At 72.0% G+C, this 20,623-nt stretch carries 16 protein-coding genes and 1 pseudogene; 11 read left to right on the plus strand and 6 right to left on the minus strand.

Annotated features, from left to right (window positions below; genetic code table 11):
• Positions 1-31: 31 nt before the first annotated feature.
• Positions 32-1,531, minus strand: a complete 1,500-nt coding sequence (locus tag ACIGQF_RS09015; protein WP_399707326.1) for a UbiD family decarboxylase — start codon at positions 1,529-1,531, stop codon at positions 32-34.
• Positions 1,532-1,618: 87 nt separating this feature from the next.
• Here ACIGQF_RS09015 and ACIGQF_RS09020 point away from each other — a divergent pair, with 87 nt between their 5' ends.
• A complete protein-coding gene (locus ACIGQF_RS09020) occupies positions 1,619-2,518 on the plus strand; it encodes a helix-turn-helix transcriptional regulator (protein WP_399707328.1) in 900 nt (299 codons plus the stop codon).
• Positions 2,519-2,545: 27 nt separating this feature from the next.
• Here the strand turns inward: ACIGQF_RS09020 and ACIGQF_RS09025 are convergent, their stop codons facing one another.
• Entirely contained in the window at positions 2,546-3,793 is a 1,248-nt protein-coding gene (locus ACIGQF_RS09025) for an ANTAR domain-containing protein (RefSeq protein ID WP_399707330.1), read from the minus strand.
• 240 nt (positions 3,794-4,033) lie between these two features.
• Here ACIGQF_RS09025 and ACIGQF_RS09030 point away from each other — a divergent pair, with 240 nt between their 5' ends.
• The 7 genes from ACIGQF_RS09030 to pstS all read left to right on the plus strand — a co-directional run bounded on the left by ACIGQF_RS09030 (position 4,034) and on the right by pstS (position 14,693).
• Complete coding sequence (locus tag ACIGQF_RS09030) at positions 4,034-5,587, plus strand: purine-cytosine permease family protein (protein WP_399707332.1); 1,554 nt, start codon at positions 4,034-4,036, stop codon at positions 5,585-5,587.
• Between the two features lie 66 nt (positions 5,588-5,653).
• Positions 5,654-6,388 carry a nitroreductase family protein gene (locus ACIGQF_RS09035; RefSeq protein WP_399707334.1) on the plus strand — a complete coding sequence of 245 codons (735 nt, stop codon included), beginning with the start codon at positions 5,654-5,656 and terminating at the stop codon, positions 6,386-6,388.
• 119 nt (positions 6,389-6,507) lie between these two features.
• Positions 6,508-8,658, plus strand: a complete 2,151-nt coding sequence (locus ACIGQF_RS09040) for an FUSC family protein (protein ID WP_399707336.1) — start codon at positions 6,508-6,510, stop codon at positions 8,656-8,658.
• Positions 8,659-8,665: 7 nt separating this feature from the next.
• Positions 8,666-10,168 (plus strand): CoA transferase, encoded by a 1,503-nt coding sequence (locus ACIGQF_RS09045; protein ID WP_399707338.1) that lies wholly within the window; start codon positions 8,666-8,668, stop codon positions 10,166-10,168.
• A gap of 176 nt (positions 10,169-10,344) precedes the next feature.
• Complete coding sequence (locus tag ACIGQF_RS09050; protein WP_399707340.1) at positions 10,345-11,544, plus strand: alpha/beta hydrolase; 1,200 nt, start codon at positions 10,345-10,347, stop codon at positions 11,542-11,544.
• A gap of 115 nt (positions 11,545-11,659) precedes the next feature.
• Entirely contained in the window at positions 11,660-13,381 is a 1,722-nt protein-coding gene (locus tag ACIGQF_RS09055; RefSeq protein ID WP_399707342.1) for a chitinase, read from the plus strand.
• A gap of 169 nt (positions 13,382-13,550) precedes the next feature.
• On the plus strand, positions 13,551-14,693 hold the full coding sequence (gene pstS, locus ACIGQF_RS09060) for a phosphate ABC transporter substrate-binding protein PstS (protein ID WP_399707344.1): 1,143 nt from the start codon (positions 13,551-13,553) through the stop codon (positions 14,691-14,693).
• A 215-nt stretch (positions 14,694-14,908) separates the two neighbouring features.
• On the opposite strand, the pseudogene ACIGQF_RS09065 reads toward pstS, so the two are convergent.
• Both ACIGQF_RS09065 and ACIGQF_RS09070 read right to left on the minus strand, forming a co-directional pair.
• A pseudogene (locus ACIGQF_RS09065) lies at positions 14,909-15,121 on the minus strand (hypothetical protein); the annotation flags it as partial.
• A 370-nt stretch (positions 15,122-15,491) separates the two neighbouring features.
• Positions 15,492-16,016, minus strand: coding sequence for a hypothetical protein (locus tag ACIGQF_RS09070; RefSeq protein ID WP_399707346.1), 525 nt, complete (start codon positions 16,014-16,016; stop codon positions 15,492-15,494).
• A 113-nt stretch (positions 16,017-16,129) separates the two neighbouring features.
• On the opposite strand from ACIGQF_RS09070, the gene ACIGQF_RS09075 reads away from it, so the two are divergent.
• On the plus strand, positions 16,130-16,648 hold the full coding sequence (locus tag ACIGQF_RS09075; RefSeq protein WP_399707348.1) for a MarR family winged helix-turn-helix transcriptional regulator: 519 nt from the start codon (positions 16,130-16,132) through the stop codon (positions 16,646-16,648).
• A gap of 13 nt (positions 16,649-16,661) precedes the next feature.
• Positions 16,662-18,152, plus strand: a complete 1,491-nt coding sequence (locus tag ACIGQF_RS09080) for an MFS transporter (RefSeq protein ID WP_399707350.1) — start codon at positions 16,662-16,664, stop codon at positions 18,150-18,152.
• Here the strand turns inward: ACIGQF_RS09080 and ACIGQF_RS09085 are convergent.
• Positions 18,130-18,678, minus strand: coding sequence for a GNAT family N-acetyltransferase (locus tag ACIGQF_RS09085; protein WP_399707351.1), 549 nt, complete (start codon positions 18,676-18,678; stop codon positions 18,130-18,132). The genes ACIGQF_RS09080 and ACIGQF_RS09085 overlap by 23 nt on opposite strands.
• Here ACIGQF_RS09085 and ACIGQF_RS09090 point away from each other — a divergent pair.
• Positions 18,677-19,276, plus strand: coding sequence for a helix-turn-helix domain-containing protein (locus tag ACIGQF_RS09090; protein WP_399707353.1), 600 nt, complete (start codon positions 18,677-18,679; stop codon positions 19,274-19,276). The two genes, ACIGQF_RS09085 and ACIGQF_RS09090, sit on opposite strands and share 2 nt — an antisense overlap.
• 22 nt (positions 19,277-19,298) lie before the next feature.
• On the opposite strand, the gene ACIGQF_RS09095 is transcribed toward ACIGQF_RS09090, so the two are convergent.
• Positions 19,299-20,579 carry a benzoate/H(+) symporter BenE family transporter gene (locus ACIGQF_RS09095; RefSeq protein WP_399707355.1) on the minus strand — a complete coding sequence of 427 codons (1,281 nt, stop codon included), beginning with the start codon at positions 20,577-20,579 and terminating at the stop codon, positions 19,299-19,301.
• Positions 20,580-20,623 lie beyond the last annotated feature (44 nt).

Below are 20,623 nucleotides of genomic sequence, written 5' to 3' on the forward strand. Positions count from 1 at the left end.
TCCGCGCTGCCCCGGCCGCCCCGGCCCTCCGTCAGCGGTAGCCGTAGGACGCCCAGTTGTCGAGGACGTGCTGTTGCAGCTCCGCGGGGAACGAGGTGCGGAAGGAGGCCGTGGTGCCGCGCGAGGCGCCGCGGAACTGTTCCGGCTGCAGGCAGCTGATGACCGCCTTGCCGCCCCGGCCCGAGGCGGCTTCCCCGGGGGTGAGGTAGGGCACCATCGGAATACCGGGGGCCTCGGGGAAGCAGTACTCGTTCTCGCCGGGGCGGTAGCGGGTGGCCATCGCCCACACCACCTGGCCGATGTCGGTGATGTCGATGTCGTCGCCGACCAGGATCACTTTGGGGACCAGCCAGCCCGCGTGGGAGCCGAACAGCACTTCGGCCACCCTGTCGACCAGTTCGCGTTCGCCGATGTCCAGCCGCGCCAGCCGCCCGGTGTCGACGGAGAGGACGATCCAGCAGGTGGCGGCCTCGTACGAGCACCAGGCGAGGTCGATGGGGAGGCCGGCGGAGCGGAGCACGTCCAGGCTCGCCGCGGAGATCATCGTGCCCCAGATGGTGTGGTTCTCCTCCGGGGGCAGGCCCGCCGCGCAGACGGGCAGGACCGGGTCGTTCCGGTGGGTGACCGCCTCGACGTGGAAGACCGGCTGCGGCTTGCTGTGGCCGAAGGAGTAGCCGTGGTACTCCCCCATCGGCCCCTCGGGCGCCGTCTCGTCGTGGCTGATCCAGCCCTCCAGGACGATCTCGGCGTTGGCCGGTACGTACAGGTCGTGGGTCTCGGCCTTGACGACCTCCACCGGGCTGCCGGTCAGCGCGCCGACATAACCGTCCTCGTCGACCTGGGCCGGCAGCGGCATCCCGGCTGCGGCAAGGGCGGCGGGCGGTGCGCCGAGGACCATCGCCCACGGCGTGGCCTGCCCCTTCTCCCGCCACATGTCGTGGATCATGCCGATGTGCTGCTGCGGCATCGCCGGACCGACCAGAGTGTCGCGGCCGTTCAGCATGGTGCGGGCGACCGACCAGCTCGTCCATGTCCCGTCCGGGCTGCGGACGACGTGGAAGCCGTACGTGCCGAAGTACCGGCCGCCGTCCTCCTGGTGCAGCAGCGGTACGGGGAACGCCGCCAGGTCGACGGCGTCGCCGGTATGGATGTTCTCCTTGCACGGGCCGTCCGCCACGACGACCGGCGGCAGCGGATCCGCGTGCATCGCCGCGATCAGCCGCTCCAGGATGTCGCGCGGTGTGCTGTCGCGCGCCAGGCCGAAGTGGGCCGCGAGCCGGCCGTACGCGCCCTTGCCCGTTCCGTCGGGGGTGTTCAGGCCGGCCGGTGCGCCGAGGATGCGGAAGCCCGGCGCGGCACCGGTGAGGCGGTTGAACAAGGGCGCTGGGGCCTTGGTCTCGTAGACCCGCCGGGTCACCGCGCCCACCTCCAGCTCCGGGTCGACCGGCCGGCCGATGGCTACGGCGTCACCGTCCGCCAGCAGTGTGCCGAGGAAGTCGCGGAAGTTCAGCGCCGGACCGTGTTGTGTCATGGACGGTGCCTTTCACGTAGATGAGCGCGTGCGGCTCCGACGCTAGGTACGGAAAATGCACTGGTCGGCACGGACTGAGGACAGGACATGAGCAGAAGCGGACACCTTGCCGTCACGGAGGCGCGGTTCCCGGCCACCCCGGGCGGGCCGCCGGGCGTGGAGGTGGTCGACTTCGCCGGGCTGGCCGCCGCGGCGCGCAGGCGCGGCGAGGACGAGTACGCACCGCTCAGGCCGGTCTTCCATCAGCTGATCACGGTGAAGTCCGGCGTGCTGCTCTGCTCCGTGGACTTCGCGGAGTACGTGGTGGAGGAGGGCGGCTGGGTCTGGGTGCGGCCGGGGCAGGTACTCCAGTTCCGTTCCGGCCTCACGGCGGCGGAGGGGACGGTCGTCCTCTTCCAGCCCAGCTTCCTCAGTACGGCCACCGCCGACGCCGCCCATGTGGACCAGCGTCCCCGGCAGCTCCCGCTGGTTCCCACGGGCACCGCGCGCGGTCCCGTACGGCACACCCTGGAGATGCTGGAGAGCGAGTACCGCCGGCTGACGGACCTGCCGCTGGAGGTGCACGTCGAGGTGGTCCGGCACCTGCTGTCGATCCTCGTGCTGCGCCTGTCCCACCTGCCCGGGGACCGGCCGGGTCCGACGGCGGCCGGCACGGCGTTCCGCCGCTTCCAGCAGGCCGTGGAGCGTGACTTCACCCGCAGCCATCACGTCGCGGACTACGCGGCCGGGCTGGGCTACAGCGTCCGTACCCTGACCCGCGCCACCCGCGCCGCGGTCGGGTGCGGCGCGAAGCGGTTCATCGACGACCGCATCGTGCTCGAAGCCAAGCGGCTGCTGCTGCACACCGATCTGTCGGCCACGGCGGTCGGCGAGCGCCTGGGGTTCCCGGGGGCCACGGTGTTCAACCGGTTCTTCCGCGAGCGTGCGGGCGAGACCCCGGCCGCCTTCCGGCTGCGGGCCACCGGTGCGCGGCCACCCGCCCGTTGACGCCGGTTCCGCGGGCCGCGGTGCCGGTCAGTCGCTGAGGGCCATGCGGTGGAGGTGTTCCAGGGCGTCGAGGACGACGGTGCGCTGGTACCAGGCCAGCCAGCGGCCGGCCTGGTCGCCGATGCGGTCCATGGCGCGGGCCTGGGCCGGGCTCAGAAGCTGGACGGGGCGCTCGTGGTGGCTGGAGACCATGCCGAGGCAGATGCCGCGCCCGGTGGTCAGCGGCGTGCTGTGCGCCGCACGGCTGCCGGCCTGGAGGATCTTGTAGCGGGCCTCTTCGTCGAAGACCGGGTCGGTGGCCACGTCGGTGACGGTGACCCGGGTGACGTTGCGTGCCGCCAGCGAGCAGGAGGTGCCGTCCTTGCCCACGACATCGAAGTAGTCGACGAACTCCTCGTTCAGGCCCGCGTGCTTCTCCATCCGCAGTCCCCCGGCGTGGCGGTCGGCGAGCTGCACGTTGCCCATTGGGGTGTCCGAGATCAGCAGGGTCTGGTGCAGTACGGCCGAGAGCACGGCACTGCGGTTGGCGGACTCGGAGTTCACCTGGGGCAGCGCCGCCAGCTTCGGTGCGCGGGTGCGGACGCGGTCGGCGAACCAACGCGTCGCGCCGCTCTCGGGGCGGGGCGCGCTGAGCACCGCGGAGGCCAGGGTTCGCAGCTTGACGTTGTACCGCTGAGAGGCCGCCTGCAGCAGTGTGAAAGCGGCCTGGCCGTCGGGCAGCCGGTACCGCTCCTGGAGGATGCCCTGGGCCTGTGCGATGAGGGGGTGCGTGCGGACTTTGGCCTGGAGGTCGCGTACCTTGCCGCGCAGCCGGTCGAACTCCTGCTGGGGAAGGCCGTCCAGTGCCGTGGCCGGGACGGGGACCTCCGCACTCGCGCCGCCGTTCCAGAGGGCGTCCGGCAGGTCGGGCACGCAGGCGGTGATGAGGTCGTGGATCGCCGGCAGCAGGACCGCACCGGAGTCGGCGACCTCGTCGACGGCGAGGGCCCGGGCGGCTTGTTCGGAGGGCGCGGCCACCATGAGGTGAATGTCCCGGCGGCGCAGTTCCTCCGCGCACTTGGCCAGGGCGCAGGCCGCGGCGAAAGTCATTTCCTGTACGCCGGACAGGTCGACCGCGACGGCCTGCGGCTCTCCTTCCGTCTCCAGGATCGCAGGGAAGAGGGGGTGGTCACCGGATTCCAGCGCCCCCTCGGCGCCGAACATCTGCAGCCATCCGGCCGCGGCAGGCAGACGAACCACACCGGACCAGATCTCCCGTGTGCCCTTGTCGTTCATCCTGCCTCCACATGCAGCCGCCCACATCGTGCACGGCCCGGAGGGGCCGCCGGTCCCAGTGGAACATCTTTCCCGGCGTACGTCGTCGGCGGACCGTACCCGGCGGTCGGCCGAGACACTTGTCACCATCCGGCGGCCGGGCACAGACTGTGCGTCCGGCCCGTAGGCACACGCCCTCCGACCAGCAAAAACGGCAAAGACAACGAGACCCGTAAGAACAGTAGGAACCGCACCGGCGGCATGAGGAAGCGGAGCACCGTGACAACGTCGATCACCGAAATTGAGACCTACGGCGTGGAACGGATACCTGACGAGGATCGATCGGCGCGCCCCCTGGACCTGTTCCGGCTGGCCTTCGGCGGGGCCAACACCTTCGCCACGTGCGTCCTCGGCGCCTTCCCCGTCCTGTTCGGGCTGTCGTTCGTGCAGGGACTCGCGGCGACCGTCCTCGGGCTGGTCGCCGGCGCTGCACTGCTGGCTCCGATGGCGCTGTTCGGCCCGGCCAACGGGACCAACAACGCCGTCTCCTCCTCCGCCCACCTCGGGGTGCACGGCCGGATCGTCGGGTCCTTCCTCTCCCTCCTCACCGCAGTGGCGTTCTTCTCCATCTCGGTGTGGTCCTCCGGGGACGCGCTCGTCGGCGGCGCGCACCGGCTCGCCGGGGTCCCGGAGTCGGGCGTGCTGTACGGCCTCGCCTACGCGCTGTTCGGCGGGCTCGTCCTCGTGGTGTGCCTGTACGGCTTCCGTTTCATGCTGCTGGTCAACAAGGTCGCCGTGGTGGCGGCGTCGGCGCTGTTCGTCCTCGGCGCCTTCGCGTTCGCCGGGGATTTCGATCCCGGTTACGCGGGTTCCTTCGCGTCGACCGCCGATCCGCTGTTCTGGCCGTCGTTCATCGGCGCGGCGCTGATCGTGCTCTCCAACCCGGTGTCCTTCGGCGCGTTCCTCGGCGACTGGTCCCGTTACATTCCCGCGAGCACCCCGCGCCGCCGGGTCATGGGCGCGGCGTTCCTCGCCCAGCTGGCCACGCTGCTGCCGTTCGTCTTCGGGCTGGCCACCGCGTCGGTCATCGCCGAGAAGGGCGCGCGGTACCTGGACCCGGCCGCGCCGAACTACGTGGGCGGGCTGCTCGCCGTGTCGCCGGGCTGGTACTTCCTGCCGCTCTGCCTGATCGCGCTGATCGGCGGCCTGTCCACGGGGACCACCGCGCTCTACGGGACGGGGCTGGACTTCTCCAGTGTTTTCCCGCGCTTCAGCCGGGTGCGGGCCACGCTGTTCATCGGGGTGCTGTCGATCGCGTTCATCTTCGCCGGGCGCTTCGCGCTGAACCTCACCCAGTCCATCTCGACGTTCGCCACACTGATCATCACCTGCACCGCACCGTGGATGGTCGTCATGATCCTCGGCTACGTCACCCGGCGCGGCTGGTACGACGCGGACGCCATCCAGGTATTCAACCGCCGTCAGCGGGGCGGCCGTTACTGGTTCACGCACGGCTGGAACTGGCGCGCCATGTCCGTCTGGCTGGTGTCGGCCGCGGTGGGGCTGCTGTTCACCAATCTGCCCGGTCAGTTCGTCGGCCCGCTCGGGGACCTCGCCGGCGGCGCGGACATCTCCCTGCCGGTCGGGCTCGTCCTCGCGGCGGTGATGTACCTCGCGCTGCTCGCCGTCTTCCCCGAGCCGCGCGCGGTGTACGGGCCGGCCGGGCCCCGGTTCGCCCGGGCCTCGGCCGCCGGGGTGCCGCCGATCAGCGGCGGCCCGGAGGAGCCCGCCGACGTACCGGCAACTGCCCACTGAGCGGCCGCAGTACGGTTCGCCGCGGGCCGTGCCGACGCAAGGCCCCGGCACCTACACTCGGCGACCATGATCACGACCACGACCACCTCCCCCACCACTCCTTCCGCCGGCCAACCGGCGCTCTTCGACACGATGTCGACCATGCGCGCGATGCGCCGGCTGAAGCCCGAACCACTGCCCGATGAGCTGCTGGACCAGCTCATACAGGCGGCGGTCTGGGGTCCCAGCGGCGGCAACATGCAGCGGTACGAGTACGTCGTCGTCACCGATCCGGCGGTCATGGCGCGGCTGGCGCCGCTGTGGAAGCGGTGCGTCGACGCGTATCTGGCCACCACCGGCAAGCACGGCCCCGAGGGGATGCCGGAGGCGGCGTACCGGCGGATGGTCGCGGCCATCGAGTACCAGCGCGACCACTTCGCGGAGACGCCCGCGCTGATCATCCCCTGTTACCGGATGCCCGAGCTGCAAACGGACGACGCCGGGGTGCAGGCGTACGTGGCGGCGCTGGGCCCGACCGCGGCGGCGGACCTGGCACAGACACAGGAGCGCTTCACGGCGCTCGCGGAGGGTTCGTGCGTCTATCCGGGCGTGCAGAACCTGCTGCTCGCGGCGCGTGGCCTCGGCCTGGCCGCCAACATCACCATCTGGCACCTGATGCTGGAGGCGGAGTGGAAGGAGGCGCTGGGCATCCCTGCCGACATGCGCACCTTCGCCGCGATTCCGCTGGGGTGGCCGCAGGGCAATTTCGGCCCGGTGCGGCGTCGCCCCGTCTCGGAGGTCGTGCACCGCAACGGCTGGTGAGCGGGGCGGGCTCCGCGAGACGGGTCCCGGTGCCGTCGTACCGACGCCGACACCGGGTGGCCCGTCTCACCCGGTGTCGGCTCGCCTCACCCACTTCATTAGGTGTAATATGCATCTATATGAGTGAGGTCAAGGCATGGGGTTCCGCCCTCCGGCGCAGCTTCCGAGCGGCGCTGAAGGTGGAACGCGTATTTTCCGATCCCTGGGCGATCGGCCGGGCCGTGCTCGCCGTCGTCGCCGCATCCGTCATCGGCTGGCTGCTGCACGACCCGCCGGCCTGGGCCATGATGACCGTGGGCACCTTCATCTGCGGCATCGGCACACTACTGGCCCCCGTCCGGCACCGCGCGGTGAACGCCCTCGCACTCGGCGCGGGCTTCACGCTCGCCACCCTGATCGGAGTGTTCCTCCACCCGATGGGCTGGTGGTTCCTGATCGTCCTCGCGGTCGCGTCCTACGTCGCCGGCCTGTGGCGCGCCCTGGGCGTGGCCCCCGGCATCCGGGCCTGCCTGGTCACCATCGGGCTCATGATCACCGCGGACCTCTCCCCCGGCGTCTCCGCCGGGCTGACGATGGTTCAGTGGATCGCGACCGGCGCCGGACTGGTGGTCCTCGTCCAGCTGCTGCCGCCGTACGGCAGGCGCCACCCGGCGCAGCGCAAGGCGGTGGCGGCCGTGTACCGGACGCTGGCGGACACCGCCCGGGCCGGCGAGCCCGCGCCGTACCTGTCGTCCGCGCCCTTCACCGCGGCCCGCTCGGCCCTCGACCTGCTCCCGGCCTTCACCCGCCCCGCAGCGGCCCCGCTCTACGGGCTGCTCGCGGAGGCGGAGAACATCCGGCGGGCGCTGCTGTTCCTGCCGCGCTCGGGGCGTACGGCGCGCCTGCCGCGGCCGGCGATCGCCGAGGCACTCGACGCGGTCGCCCGTACGGTGCAGACCGCACAGCGCCAGGACGCGGACGCCGAAAGCGCACGGCTGCTGGACTCCTGGACCGGCCCGGAGGCCGAGGCGCTGCGCCCCCGTCTCCGGGAGGCGGCCCGGCTGGCTGACCACTGGCTCGAGTCGCGCGGCCCCGAGGGGCTGGACCAGGTCCTGGACGCCTTCCCCGCCGAGAACGCGCTGCGTTCCGGGTGGCGCCGGCTGCGCGCCGAGCTGCGTCCGGGCGCCCCGCTGTTCCTGCACGCCATCCGCATCGCGGTCGGTACCGCGGCCGGTGAGGCGGTGGGCCGCGCGTTCGGCGACTTCTGGGGGCACGCCCTGCCCGACCACGGCTTCTGGGCGGCGCTCACCACGATGCTGGTGCTCTTCCCCGACTACGGGCACACCTTCGCCCGCGGCTGGGCCCGGCCGATCGGCTCGATCCTCGGCGGGCTCGTCGCCTGGGTCGTCCTGCTGCCCGGCGGCTGGAACGCCGGCTGGCTGGTGGCCGTGGCGACCGTCCTCGCCGCGTGCGTCTTCCTCACCCTCCGTGTCGGGCAGCTCGTGCTGAACTTCTTCATCACGGCCTGGATCGTCTTCCTCATCACCCGCCTCGGCTCGGCCGCCCACCTGATCGAGTGGGGCCGCCCGGCCGACACCCTGGTCGGCGCGCTGCTCGGCCTGGTGGTCTTCGTGGCGATCCCCACGTACCACCACCACCGCACGCACGAGCTGCTCGCCGACTGGCTGCGGGTGCAGCGGCGGCTGCTGCCCGCACTGGTCACCGGGTACACCGAGGCCGGTGCCGTGGACCCGGCGGAGATCGACGTACTGCGGCGGCAGTCCCGGCAGGCCCGCGAGCGCCTGGACTCGGCGGTGGCCAGCCTCGGCCACGAGCCGCGCCGGCACCGTTCTCGCTGGTCCGCCACCGAGCTGACCGGAATCCAGCACGCGGTCCACGAGATCAGCCAGTGCGCCTCGGTCCTCTACGACCGGCAGCCGGGCAGCGCCGCTGACGCCGTCCCCGAGACCGCCGAGTTCGCCGCGGTCCTCGATCACCACCTGGCGGAGCTGGCCGCCGTGGTCGCCGCGAAGGGCCGCCCGGCCGAGGGCGCACTGCGCGCCGCCTTCGACGCGACGGCCACCCGCAGCGGCCTCGCCGACCTGGCCGACACCACCGCACCGGACGGCGTCGCGCACGCCCGCGGCCGCGCCCTCACCCTGTGCCTGCGCACCGTGACCGCCGTCGAGGGGCTCGTCTCCCGGCTGGCGTCCGGCGCGGAAGCACCGGTGCCCGCACCGCCCGCCGGTCCGGCAGTCCGCCGGGCCTCCACCACCCTCGCAGGGAGCTGACCCACAGATGACCACCGGGCACGCACAGACGCTCACCCAGCGGATCAAGGACGCCGTGGCCGCACCGGCGACCGACGACGCCTTCGACGTCGGGGCCGCCCTCGCCGACGTCCTCGCGGGCATCGGCATGAGCCCGCGGGACACCGGTGGCGACATCACCTTCCACGGCGCCGACCCCGTCGTACCGAGCACCCTGCGCCTCGGCGCGGCGGCCGGCATCGCGCTGGCGGCCAAGTCCGCCGCAATCGCCAAGCTCTGGCGGCTGCGCGGCGGTGCCGGGCAGGACATCTCCGTGGACCTGCGCAGCGCCCCGCACCGGCTCTGCCCGTTCTACGACCGCCGCTGGGAGCTGCTGAACGGCTATCCGCCGGCCTCCACCTCCAACGTGAACCAGGCGCTCGGCTTCTCCTTCTACCCCACAGCGGACGGCCGCTGGGTGATGCCGCTCAACCCCTACCCCGGCATCAAGACGGCCGCCCAGAAGCTGCTGGGCACCCCGGACGATCCGGAGGCCGTGGCCGACGCCATCGCCAGGTGGAACGCCGACGACCTGGAGCGGGCCGGCGTCGAGGCGGGGGTCGTGATGCCGGTGCTGCGCTCCCCGCTGGAGATCCTGGACGAACCGCAGTACCGCGACCACCTCGCGCACATGCCGCTCATCGAGATCGAGAAGATCGGCGACAGCCCGGTCGAGCCTCTGTCTGAGGGCGTCGAGCAGCCCCTGTCGGGCATCCGGGCACTGGGGATGGGACATGTGATCGCCGGTGCGGGCGCAGGGCGTGCGCTGGCGCTGCACGGTGCCGACGTACTGAACATCTGGCGTCCGGGCGAGCACGAGCACGACGCGACGTACGCCACGGCGAACGTCGGCGTCCGCTCCGCCACGCTCGATCCGCGCTCCGCCGACGGCTCGGCCCGGCTGCGCGAACTGCTGGGCGGGGCCGATGTGTTCTACGCCAACCGCCGCCCCGGCTATCTGGAGAGCATCGAGCTCGGCCCCGAGCAGGCAGCGGCCGTCCGGCCCGGCGTCGTGCACGCGACGGCCACCCTCAACGGCCCCACGGGGCCCTGGGCCGACCGGGTCGGCTTCGACCAGACGGCCGGCAGCCTGGTCGGCATGATGAACCTGGAGGGTGACGGCGAGCGGCCGGGCCTGCCGCCGATCCTGGTGGTCAACGACTACATCGTCTCCTGGCTGATGGCCGCCGGAGTCAGCGAGGCGCTGGCCCGCCGGGCGCGCGAGGGCGGCAGCTACCGGGTGCACGTCTCACTGACCCGTGCCGCACTGTGGATCCTGAGCCTCGGCGTCTTCGACAAGGCGTACGCGACCGAGATCGCCGGCACCGGGGAGCGCCACGCCTATCTCGACCCCGAGACCTTCACCGCCGACACCCCGCTCGGTGCGTACCAGGGCGTCACGGACCAGGTGCGGATGTCCGGTACGCCGGGCCGTTACCCGTTCACGCTGGCCGCCCGGGGCTCCTGCCGACCGGAGTGGCTCGCGGGCTGAGCACTTCGGGCCCGGCATCTCAAGGGGACGCACGCCCTTGGCAAGAACTGTGCCAAGCCGGAACGCACCGTGCTTCGCTCACCTCCTTATCGACGAGCGGGGACCGGGCCGCCTGCCGTGAAGGCTTCGCCGGCGGCCCGGCCCCGGACATCTCGACGTGTGGGAGTGATGGGTGCATGGGTCCGACCAGCCGGTCGCTCGGTTACGCGGTGGCGGTGGCCGCCGTGGTGTGTGTGGTCCTCACGGTGTGGCTGTGGCCTCGGCTGGCCGGGCGCGGACTGCGGCCCGTACTGGGCCGGTTCGCCGCCATCGCCGTCACCCAGCTCGCGCTCGTCTGCTCGCTGGCGCTGGGCGTCAACTCCGCTTTCGAGTTCTACGGCTCGTGGGACGAGCTACTGGGACGCAACGAGAAGGCGCCGGATCCGGTCATCCAGCACGGCGGCCGGGACGTGGTCGCCGGGGTGCGCGGCGGGCTGGTGCAGGCAGCCGGGCCGCAGGGGCTGGACCGGGTGACGGGGCTGCCCGCCGGCCCACCGGAGAAGGTGGGCCGGGTGGAGTCCGTACGGGTCATGGGGCGCCGTACCCGGGTGGTGAATCCGGCCTTCGTCTACCTGCCGCCGCAGTACTTCCAACGCCAGTTCCAGCGGCAGCGGTTCCCCGTCGTCGTCGCCATCAGCGGCTACCCGGGCGGCATCATGAACCTCGCGCAGTACCTCCAGGTACCGCAGACCGCGGGGCGGCTGATCGCCCGGGACGCGATGCCGCCGACCGTCGTCGTGATGATCCGGCCGACCGTCGCGCCGCCGCGGGACACCCAGTGCGTGGACGTGCCGGGCGGCCCGCGGGCCGAGACGTTCTTCACCAAGGACCTGCCGGACGCACTGAAATCGGCCTATCGCGTCGGCCACGATCCGAGCGCGTGGGGCGCCCTCGGCTACTCCTCCGGCGGCAGCTGCGCGCTCCAGCTCGCCATGCGGCACCCCGGCGTCTACACCGCGGCCGCCGCGCTCTCCGCCGACTACCGGATCCGGGACGACCTGACCACCGGCAGCCTCTTCGGCTCCGGTCCGCCGGCCGCCCAGCGGCAGCGCGAGCACGACCTGCTGTGGCGGCTGGACCGGCTGCCTGCGCCCCGGATCTCCGTACTGGTGGCCAGCAGCCGGCAGGGCGAGCCGGGATACGCCGACACGATGCGCTTCGTGCGCGCGGCGAAGCCACCGATGACCGTGGACTCCCTCATCCTGCCGCGGGGCAGCCACCACTTCACGACCTGGCGGCGCGAGATCACACCGGCGATGCGGTGGATGGGCTCCACGCTGACCTTCCCGCAGGACGTGGCGCCGCGGCCGCGGAAGAGCGACCGGCCCTCGTCATGACCCTTGACAACGGCATTGGTCTGAACCATTTTTAGCGCAGACACGGTGGCCGCCGTCTCGTAGTGCAGTGACCCGCACGACTTCCTGGTCCGCTTCTTTCGCACCGGAGACAGCCATGCCCCGTACCGCAGATGTCCGACCCGGCCGACACAGACGCCGGTTCACCACTCTCCTCGCCGCCGTCGCGGCCGCCGTGTGCGCGGCGGGCGGCACGCAGGCGGTCGCCGCGCCGCAGGCGGACGTCAACGTCGCCAAGAACGCCGGCTACGAGTCCGGGCTGTCCAACTGGACCTGCTCGAACGGCAGCGGCACGACCGTCACGAGCCCCGTGCACGGCGGTACGAGCGCGCTGAAGGCCACCCCCGCCGGCTCCGACAACGCCAAGTGCACGCAGACCGTCGCGGTGAAGCCCGGCGCGACGTACCGGCTCAGCGCGTACGTCCAGGGCGCCTACGTCTACCTCGGCGCCTCGGGCACCGGCACCACCGACGTCTCGACGTGGACGACGGGCGGTTCGTCCTGGCAGCAGCTCCAGACCAGCTTCACCGCCGGGCCCAACACCACGTCCGTCACCGTCTACACGCACGGCTGGTACGGGCAGGCCCCCTACTTCGCCGACGACATCAGCGTCTTCGGGCCCGACGGCGGAGGCGGCACCGACCCGGTTCCCGGCATACCGGCCACGCCCACCGGCCTCAGCGTCGGCACCGTGACCCAGTCCTCGGTCGCGCTCTCCTGGAACGCCGCCAAGGACGCCACCGGCTACACCGTCTACCGCGACGGCGCCAAGGCACAGACCGTCAGCGGAACCTCCGCGACCATCACCGGACTGAGCCCGGCCACCGCGTACCGCTTCCAGGTCGCGGCGACCAACGCGACCGGTGAATCCGCCAAGTCGGCCGAGGTCACCGGCACCACCGCGCCCGACGGCGGCTCCGGCGGCAACCCGGCGGTACCCAAGCACGCGGTCACCGGCTACTGGCAGAACTTCAACAACGGCGCGGCGGTCCAGAAGATCAGCGATGTGCCGAGCCAGTACGACATCATCGCGGTGTCCTTCGCGGACGCCACGAGCACGCCCGGCGCGGTCACCTTCAATCTCGACACCGCGGGCCTGAACGGCTACACCGTCGACCAGTTCAAGGCCGACATCAAGGCCAAGCAGGCGGCCGGCAAGTCGGTCATCATCTCGGTGGGCGGCGAGAAGGGTACGGTCTCGGTCAACGACGCCGCCTCCGCGGCGAACTTCGCCAACAGCGTGTACGCGCTGATGCAGCAGTACGGCTTCAACGGCGTCGACATCGACCTGGAGAACGGCCTCAACCCCACCTACATGTCGCAGGCCCTGCGCTCCCTGTCGCAGAAGGCGGGCAGCGGGCTCGTCATCACGATGGCGCCGCAGACCATCGACATGCAGTCGACGTCCGGCAGCTACTTCAAAACGGCGCTGAACATCAAGGACATCCTGACCGTCGTCAACATGCAGTACTACAACAGCGGTTCGATGCTCGGCTGTGACGGAAAGGTCTACAGCCAGGGCTCGGTGGACTTCCTGACCGCGCTGGCCTGCATCCAGCTCGAAGGCGGCCTGGACCCCTCGCAGGTCGGGATCGGCGTGCCGGCCTCCACCCGCGGCGCGGGCAGCGGCTATGTCGCCCCGAGCGTCGTCAACGCCGCGCTGGACTGCCTCACCAAGGGCACCGGCTGCGGTACCTTCAAGCCCGCGAAGACCTACCCCGCCCTGCGCGGCGCGATGACCTGGTCCACCAACTGGGACGCGACCAGCGGCAACGCCTGGTCCAACACGGTCGGCCCGCACGTACACGCGCTGCCGTAACACCGGCCCGCACGTCCTCACGTGCACGGACGGGTCGCAGTTCACCTGACCGTGACCCAGACATCACCTTCCGTTCGCCCGCATGACACGCACCCCATACGAAAGATCAGCGAGCATTCATGCTCAGTTCGTTGTGTCGAGTGAATGTGGCGCCGTGAGGGGAACAAGAGTGCAAAGCCGACGTCCGGTCCGTCCGGGACGCACAAGTCGATGGAGCACTCTGCTCGCCGGGGCCTGCGCGAGCACCCTGCTGCTCGCCGGGTGCGGGGCGCAGGCCACCGGTGGGGCGGACGGGAACGACCGGGCAGCCGAGCCCCCGCCCGCGGGCGTCGACTGCGTCGGCGAGGGGCGGCTGCGCGGCTCGGGCTCGACGGCACAGCAGAGCGCGATGGAGCACTGGATCGACGAGTACCAACGGGCCTGCCGCGATGCCCGCATCGCGTACAACCCCCTGGGCTCGGGCGCCGGCGTCGCGCAGTTCCAACGACGGGCGACCGCGTTCGGCGGCACCGACGGCGTGCTCAGCAAGCAGGAGATCGTCTGGTCGCGGGAGACCTGCCGGGGCGGCCGGGCCATCCACCTCCCGATGGTCGGCGGCCCCGTCGCCATCGGCTTCAACCTGCCGGGCGTGGACCATCTGGTTCTGGACGCCCCGACGCTCGCGAAGATCTTCGACTCCCGCATCACCACCTGGGACGCGCCGGCCATCCGGAAGCTGAACCCCGGTACGGAGCTGCCGTCGCTGCCCATCCGGCCGATGCACCGCTCGGACGACTCCGGCACCACGCAGAACTTCCAGGACTACCTGGCCGGTGCCGCGCCCGACGCCTGGCCGCACCCCGTCGCCAAGACCTGGCAGGGCAAGGGCGGCGGGGCCGGCAGCGGGTCCTCGCGCATCGCCTCGGAGGTGGCGTCCTCCCCCGGCACCATCGGCTACTTCGAGCTGTCCTTCGCCGCCTCGCGCAGCATCACCACGGTCAGCATCGACACGGGCGCCGGCGAGCCGGTGGCGCCCACCACGAAGACCGCCTCGGCAGGCATCGGCGCCGCGGACATCGTCGGCGAGGGCAACGACAAGACCCTCGCCTTCGACTACGACGCACCCAAGCCCGGCGCGTACCCGATCGTCCTGATGACCTACGAGGTCGTCTGCGACAAGGGCAACCAGGCCGGTTCGCTGCCGGTCCTGAAGTCGTTCCTGGGCTACACCGCCGGCGCCGAGGGCCAGAAGCACCTCGCCGCGCTCCACTACGCCCCGCTGCCGGACGCCGTCGCCAAGGAGGTCCGCCGGGCGGTACGCACCCTGTCCTGAACGACGGGCGGTGCTGCCATCAGGCGCTTTTCCGCTCGTCCCGTGGGTGGCGCCACAGGGGGTACGGGAGCCCGGCCAGGCGGTTGATGAGGAAGCCCTGGCGGTGAGCACCAGCACCGCGAGCATGCCGGTGGCCCGCTCGGCGGGGCTGCGGAGCAGGCCCAGGGCGACGATGAGGGTGGTGGCGCCGACGGGCGGGTGGTCGGCGCGGTCCGGCCGGTGAGCGGCCGGCGCTTCTCCTGGCCGACGCAGTGCGCCCAGCCGCCGTTGCGGCCCCGGCAGCCGGTGAGCAGCAGCAGGGTCAGGAAGGTGCGGTGGCTGGTCTCGGAGTGGAACCATTGGTTGGCCCCCGCACCCATGAGGATCATGCAGCGGCCGCGGGTGCGTTCCGCGGTCCGCGCGAACTCCCGGGCGGTGCGCACCACCTTGTCGTGCGCCCAGCGGTCCCGGTGGCGGCCCCGGTAGAAAACGTCACCGTCCCGGCCGCCCTTGAGATGCATCGCGCCCGGATCTCGCGTGGATTCACCCCGGTGAAGAAGCCGCCGAGCCGCAGCAGCGCGTCGGCCGCTCCGCGCGTCGGCGCGGAGCCCTCTGCGGCCACCTCGCTCATCGCATCCCCTCGGCACCGGATGACACGACCTGGTCGGCAGACGTCTACGGGCATAACGTCTACGGGCATACTGCTTCAACGACGCAATCGCCGTACAAGGTAAGTCCGTAGAGCCCCGCCCGCGCGCAGGCCACGCCGCTCTTATCCGCCACAAAGGGGGCCCGGCCCCGAGGAGTGTGCCGAGGGGTTCAGCAGCCGGTGCCGGTCGGGGTGAAACGCAGGTGCGTGTGCTCGTCCTTGCCGAGGGCCGTGTGGTACGTCGCCGGGGTGACGCGGTACCAGACGTGGTCCTTGCCGGGCCGGCCGTTGACGTCGTCGAGCTGTACGCACCAGCGCTCGTGGCGGACCACCCGCCGGTAGGGCTCGGTGCCCTGCCGGACCTTCCGGCAGTCCTGGTACCGCTCGGTGGTGTACCAGGTCTTCTTCTTGCCGCGGCCGCTGCGCTTGGTGTGCTTGACCCGCTTGGTGGCGGAGTCGCACTTCTTCACCATGTGCGGCCGCTCGGCCCTGACCGTCTTCTTCTGCACGTGGCGGACACCGGCCCGCAGCCCGGAGACACCGTCCTGCTGCGGCCGGGCGTCCCCGGGGCTGTGGCTGCCTGCCGTACCGTGACCGCCGCTTCCCCCTTGACCGGCTCCCGTGCCGCAGGCGCCGAGCCCGGCCACCAGAAACACCGTCACACCGGCACGTATCAGTCGCTGCTTGCTGAGCATGTCTCCCTCAAGATCTCTGCGGCAGCGCTCAGAGTATCCGGTTGCGGCAGGTCAGCCGTGGTGCGCGGGGCCGCTCCGAGTTCGCCCTATATTTATTGAGCTATGCTGAAGAAATGTCCTCCGGCGAACCGCCTTCCGGCGAAGAGCTCGACCACGCGGCCGTCGAACTGCGCAACAGCCTGATGCGCATCGCGCGGCGCCTCCGGGCGCAGCGTCCGCCCGGTGAACTGACGCTCGGCGCGATGGCCGTACTGGGCCGGCTGGAGCGCGACGGGCCGGCCACCGCGAGCGAGCTGGCAGCGGCGGAGCGCGTCACCCCGCAGTCGATGGCGCGCCCGGTGGCCAGGCTCGTGGACATGGAGCTGGTCGAGCGGCGCCCCGACCCGGCCGACGGGCGGCAGACCCTGCTGCACCCCACCGAACAGGGCCTGGAGTTCGTCCGGGCCGACCGGGAGCGGCGGGACGTCTGGCTGGCCCGCGCGATGGCGACGCACCTCAACGACGTCGAACGCGATCTGCTCCGGCTCACCACCCGCCTGCTGGACCGGCTGGCCACCGCCCCCGACGAGACCGGCCCCGCGTCCTCGGACGGGACGACGGCCGCTGTAGCCCCCACCCCCACGCGCCCGTAGAAGGACCGCTCCGGTGCCCCCCTCCTGTGAGAACTCCCCCACTCCCCGTACGCCGGGCGAGGAGATAGCCAGCACTGCTGAAGGCCAGCCCGCCCAGGCCGGTGACAGCGCCGCCCCCGGGGTCCGGCCGCAGCTGCCGCAGCGCATGGTCGGCCCCATCGCCTTCGGCACGATCCTCCAGCCGCTGAACTCCTCGATGATCGCCGTGGCGCTGGTCGGCATCCAGGCGCACTTCGGCGCCGGACCCGCCACCGCGTGGCTGGTCTCCGGCCTCTACCTCGCCACCGCCGTGGCCGCCCCCGCCGCGGGCCGGCTGGCCGACACCCTCGGGCCGCGCAAGGTGTCCCTCGCCGGGCTCGCGCTGGTCGCGCTCGCCTCGATCGCCGCGCCCTTCGCCCCCTCCGTCGGCGTACTGGTGGCCTGCCGCGTCGTCATCGGCATCGGCACCGCGGCGCAGTACCCGTGCGGGCTTGCGATGGTCCGCCGCGCCGCCGACCGGATGCGGGCCGATTCGCACAACGCGCTGGCGGCGCTGACGGTCTGCTCCCAGGTCATGGTCGCGCTCGGCCCGACGCTGGGCGGCGTACTGGTGGGCGGCTTCGGCTGGTCCGGCATCTTCTGGGCCAACGTGCCGCTCACGGTGATCGGCGCGACCGCCATCCTGCTGTGGGCCCCCGCCGACCCGAAACGCGAGTCGAGTGCGCTGCGGCGGACCCTGGCCGAGCTGGACCTGCCCGGCATGCTCCTCTTCGTGGCCGCCATGGGCCTGCTGATGTACTGGCTGCTGTCCCTCGCGCAGACGCCGCTCTGGTGGGCGCTGGGCGGTGCGGTGGCCGCCGGGCTGTGCACCGTGTGGCGCTCGTTGCGGGCGCCGGTGCCGTTCCTGGACCTGCGGCTGCTCTCGAACCGCGACCTGTCCTTCACCTACGTACGGACGATCGCCACCTACACCGCGTACTACGGCATCTTCTACGGCCTGCCGCAGTGGCTGGAGGAGTCCCGGGACCTGGGCGCCTCCGGGGCCGGCCTGGTCATGCTGCCGCTGGCGCTGATGGGCATCGTCTCCACGCTCACCGCCACGCGGGTGCAGAAGCGGCGCGGGCCCGGCCCGCTGCTGCTCATCGGTTCGGCGGTGCTCGCGGTGGGCGGTCTGCTGCTGACGCTGCCCACGCACACCTCCCCGGTCTGGCTGCTCGTCCTGCTGTGCCTGGTGCTCGGCATCCCCAACGGCTACAACTCGATGGCCAACCAGAACGCCGTGTACGAGGCCGCGCCCGCCGCCCAGGCCGGTGCCGCGGGCGGGCTGTACCGCACGGCGCAGTACGTCGGCGCCAACCTGGCCGCCGCGATGCTCGCCCTGCTGATCGGCACCCACTCCACCGACGGCGGCCTGCACCACACCGGGCTGGCCATCGCCGCGATCAGCGGCTGCCTCGCCGTCGCCGCGCTGGGGCGCCTGCGGCGCGGCCGGGCGCGGGGCCTCAGTGCAGCGGCAGACGCATGATCGCCAGATCCAGCCAGCGGCCGAACTTGGTGCCGACCTCGCGCACCGTCCCGACGGTCTCGAAGCCGAAGCGTTCATGGAGACGGATCGAGGCGGTGTTGCCGGCCTCGATGTCGGCGATCATGACGTGGTAGCCGGCCTGCCGCGCTGCGGCGATGAGAACGGTCAGCAGCTCGGTCCCGATACCCAGGCCGTGCCGGTCCCCGCGGACGTAGACGGAGTTCTCCGCCGAGTGCCGGTAGCCTTCCAGCGCCCGCCAGGGGCAGTAGACCGCGAACCCCACGACCTCGCCCGCGTACTCGGCGACGAACGCGGCGTCCTTCTCCAGGTACGCGGCGAACCAGGCGGCGCCCTCGGTCGGCGTCTGGGGCGTCTCGGTCCACAGCGCGGTCGACGTGGCGACGGCGTCGTTGCGGATGGCGAGCACGGCCGCCAGGTCGTCGGGCCGGGCCGCGCGGACCCGTACCGCGTCCGGCGCCGCTCCCGCCTCCGCTACGGCCACCCCGTTCTCATATATTGGATCCATGTCCAATATGATAGATCCACTGGTGGCGCGCATCGGTGCGCGGGTCCGTGACGAGCGCGACCGGCGCCGGTGGACCCTGGCCCAGCTGGCCGAGGCCTCGGGCGTCTCACGGGCGATGATCCACCGGATCGAGCGCGGCGAGAGCAGCCCGACGGCAGTCGTCCTCGGCAAGCTGTCCGGCGCCTTCCGGATCAGCGTGTCCGCGCTGATGGCCCTGGCCGAGGGCACGGCGGAGCACCCGGCGGACGAGCGGGACGACAGCGCCGGGGCGAACACCGGCGCCATGGCCGAGTGGCGCGACCCGGCGACCGGGTACAGCCGGCGCCAGATCTCCGGGCCGCGATTCCCGGCGGACATCGCGGAGGTCCGGCTGCCCGCCGGCGCACGCATCCCGTACCCGGCCGAGACCTTCGCCTTCGTACGGCAGATCGTCTGGGTGCTGGACGGCCGGCTGACCTTCCACGAGGGCGACGCGGTGCACGCGCTGGAAGCCGGCCAGCGGCTCGAACTCGGCGCTCCGGCCGCCTGCGCCTTCGTCAACGACAGCACGGAGGAGTGCCGGTACGCGGTGATCCGCGTACGGTCCGAGGCACCTTGAGGCGCAGCCGCGCCGCGCCCGTTCAGCGGGCGGCGGGCGGCACGGGCTCCGCGGCCGGTTCCGCCCGGGCGGCCCTGCCGTCGTCCTCCCGGTCCTCCTCCGGTGTCGCGTCCCGCTTCCCCCGGCGCTTGCCGCCCGCGGAGAGGAGCAGGCTGGTCAGGACGCCCGCGAGCAGGCCCCAGAAGGCCGAGCCGATGCCCAGCAGGGTCACCCCGGACGCGGTGGCGAGGAAGGTGACCACGGCCGCTTCCCGGGCGCCGGGGTCGGAGACGGCGGTGGTCAGGGAGCTGGTGACGGTGCCGAGCAGGCCGATGCCGGCGATCCCGAGCACCAGCGCGTGCGGCATGGCGGCGAGCAGGGACGCCACCGTGGCGCCGAGGAGGCCGACGCAGAGGTAGAAGACGCCGGCCCAGACACCGGCGACATAGCGCCTGCGGCGGTCGGGGTGGGCCTCCTCGCTCGTGCAGATGGCGGCGGTGATCGCCGCGAGGTTGAGGCCGTACGCGCCGAACGGTGCCAGCAGGAAGTTCGCGGTGCCGGTCCAGGTCATGAGCGGCGAGACCGGTACGTCGTAGCCCGCGCCCCGGAGAACCGCGACGCCGGGCAGGTTCTGCGAGGCCATGGTGACCACGAACAGTGGGACGCCGACGCTGACCAGGACCTTCCAGTCGAGTTCCGGGGCCACGAACACGGGCGCTGCGACGGAGAGCCGTACCCGGTCGGCGTGCCAGCCACCGGTGAACACCGTGGCGGCGATGCCCGCCGCGAGGGCGAGCAGTACGGCGTAGCGCGGCAGCAGCCGGCGGCCCAGCAGGTACGCCAGGAACATCGGGAAGGCCACGGCGAAGCTCGTGTGCATGGTGGCGAAGAGGCCGGTGCCGAACTGGAAGAGGACTCCGGCCAGGAGCGCGGCGGCCAGCGGTACAGGGATGCGGTTCATGGCGCGCGCGAACCAGCCGGTCACCCCGCTGACGAGGATGAGCAGCGCGGAGAAGAGGAACGCACCGACGGCCTGCGCCATGGAGACCCCGCTGAGGCCGGTGGTCAGCAGGGCGGCCCCCGGCGTCGACCAGGCGGTCACCACGGGCGCCCGGTAACGCACGGACAGACCGATGCAGGTGCAGGCCAGGCCCACGCCGAGGGCGAGCATCCAGGAGGAGATTTCGCGGGAGTCGGCGCCGGCCGCCTTGGCCGCGGTGAAGACGAGGGCGGCCGAACTGGTGACGCCCACCAGCACGGCGATCAGGCCGGCGACGACCGCGGAGGGCGGGGCGGCGGCGCGTATTCGAGCCATCAGGGACATGGTTTCCAGGGTTCTGTTTACGGAACGTTCTTTTTACGGAACAG

The organism is Streptomyces sp. NPDC053560, assembly GCF_044544605.1.
Taxonomy (GTDB): Bacteria; Actinomycetota; Actinomycetes; order Streptomycetales; family Streptomycetaceae; genus Streptomyces.

What these genes read in the sequence shown, in the direction of transcription:
- ACIGQF_RS09015 (WP_399707326.1), bottom strand. Translation starts at nt 1,531, where the DNA reads ATGACACAACACGGTCCGGCGCTGAACTTCCGCGACTTCCTCGGCACA.
- ACIGQF_RS09020 (WP_399707328.1), top strand. Translation starts at nt 1,619, where the DNA reads ATGAGCAGAAGCGGACACCTTGCCGTCACGGAGGCGCGGTTCCCGGCC.
- ACIGQF_RS09025 (WP_399707330.1), bottom strand. Translation starts at nt 3,793, where the DNA reads ATGAACGACAAGGGCACACGGGAGATCTGGTCCGGTGTGGTTCGTCTG.
- ACIGQF_RS09030 (WP_399707332.1), top strand. Translation starts at nt 4,034, where the DNA reads ATGAGGAAGCGGAGCACCGTGACAACGTCGATCACCGAAATTGAGACC.
- ACIGQF_RS09035 (WP_399707334.1), top strand. Translation starts at nt 5,654, where the DNA reads ATGATCACGACCACGACCACCTCCCCCACCACTCCTTCCGCCGGCCAA.
- ACIGQF_RS09040 (WP_399707336.1), top strand. Translation starts at nt 6,508, where the DNA reads ATGAGTGAGGTCAAGGCATGGGGTTCCGCCCTCCGGCGCAGCTTCCGA.
- ACIGQF_RS09045 (WP_399707338.1), top strand. Translation starts at nt 8,666, where the DNA reads ATGACCACCGGGCACGCACAGACGCTCACCCAGCGGATCAAGGACGCC.
- ACIGQF_RS09050 (WP_399707340.1), top strand. Translation starts at nt 10,345, where the DNA reads ATGGGTCCGACCAGCCGGTCGCTCGGTTACGCGGTGGCGGTGGCCGCC.
- ACIGQF_RS09055 (WP_399707342.1), top strand. Translation starts at nt 11,660, where the DNA reads ATGCCCCGTACCGCAGATGTCCGACCCGGCCGACACAGACGCCGGTTC.
- ACIGQF_RS09070 (WP_399707346.1), bottom strand. Translation starts at nt 16,016, where the DNA reads ATGCTCAGCAAGCAGCGACTGATACGTGCCGGTGTGACGGTGTTTCTG.
- ACIGQF_RS09075 (WP_399707348.1), top strand. Translation starts at nt 16,130, where the DNA reads ATGTCCTCCGGCGAACCGCCTTCCGGCGAAGAGCTCGACCACGCGGCC.
- ACIGQF_RS09090 (WP_399707353.1), top strand. Translation starts at nt 18,677, where the DNA reads ATGTCCAATATGATAGATCCACTGGTGGCGCGCATCGGTGCGCGGGTC.
- ACIGQF_RS09085 (WP_399707351.1), bottom strand. Translation starts at nt 18,678, where the DNA reads ATGGATCCAATATATGAGAACGGGGTGGCCGTAGCGGAGGCGGGAGCG.
- ACIGQF_RS09095 (WP_399707355.1), bottom strand. Translation starts at nt 20,579, where the DNA reads ATGTCCCTGATGGCTCGAATACGCGCCGCCGCCCCGCCCTCCGCGGTC.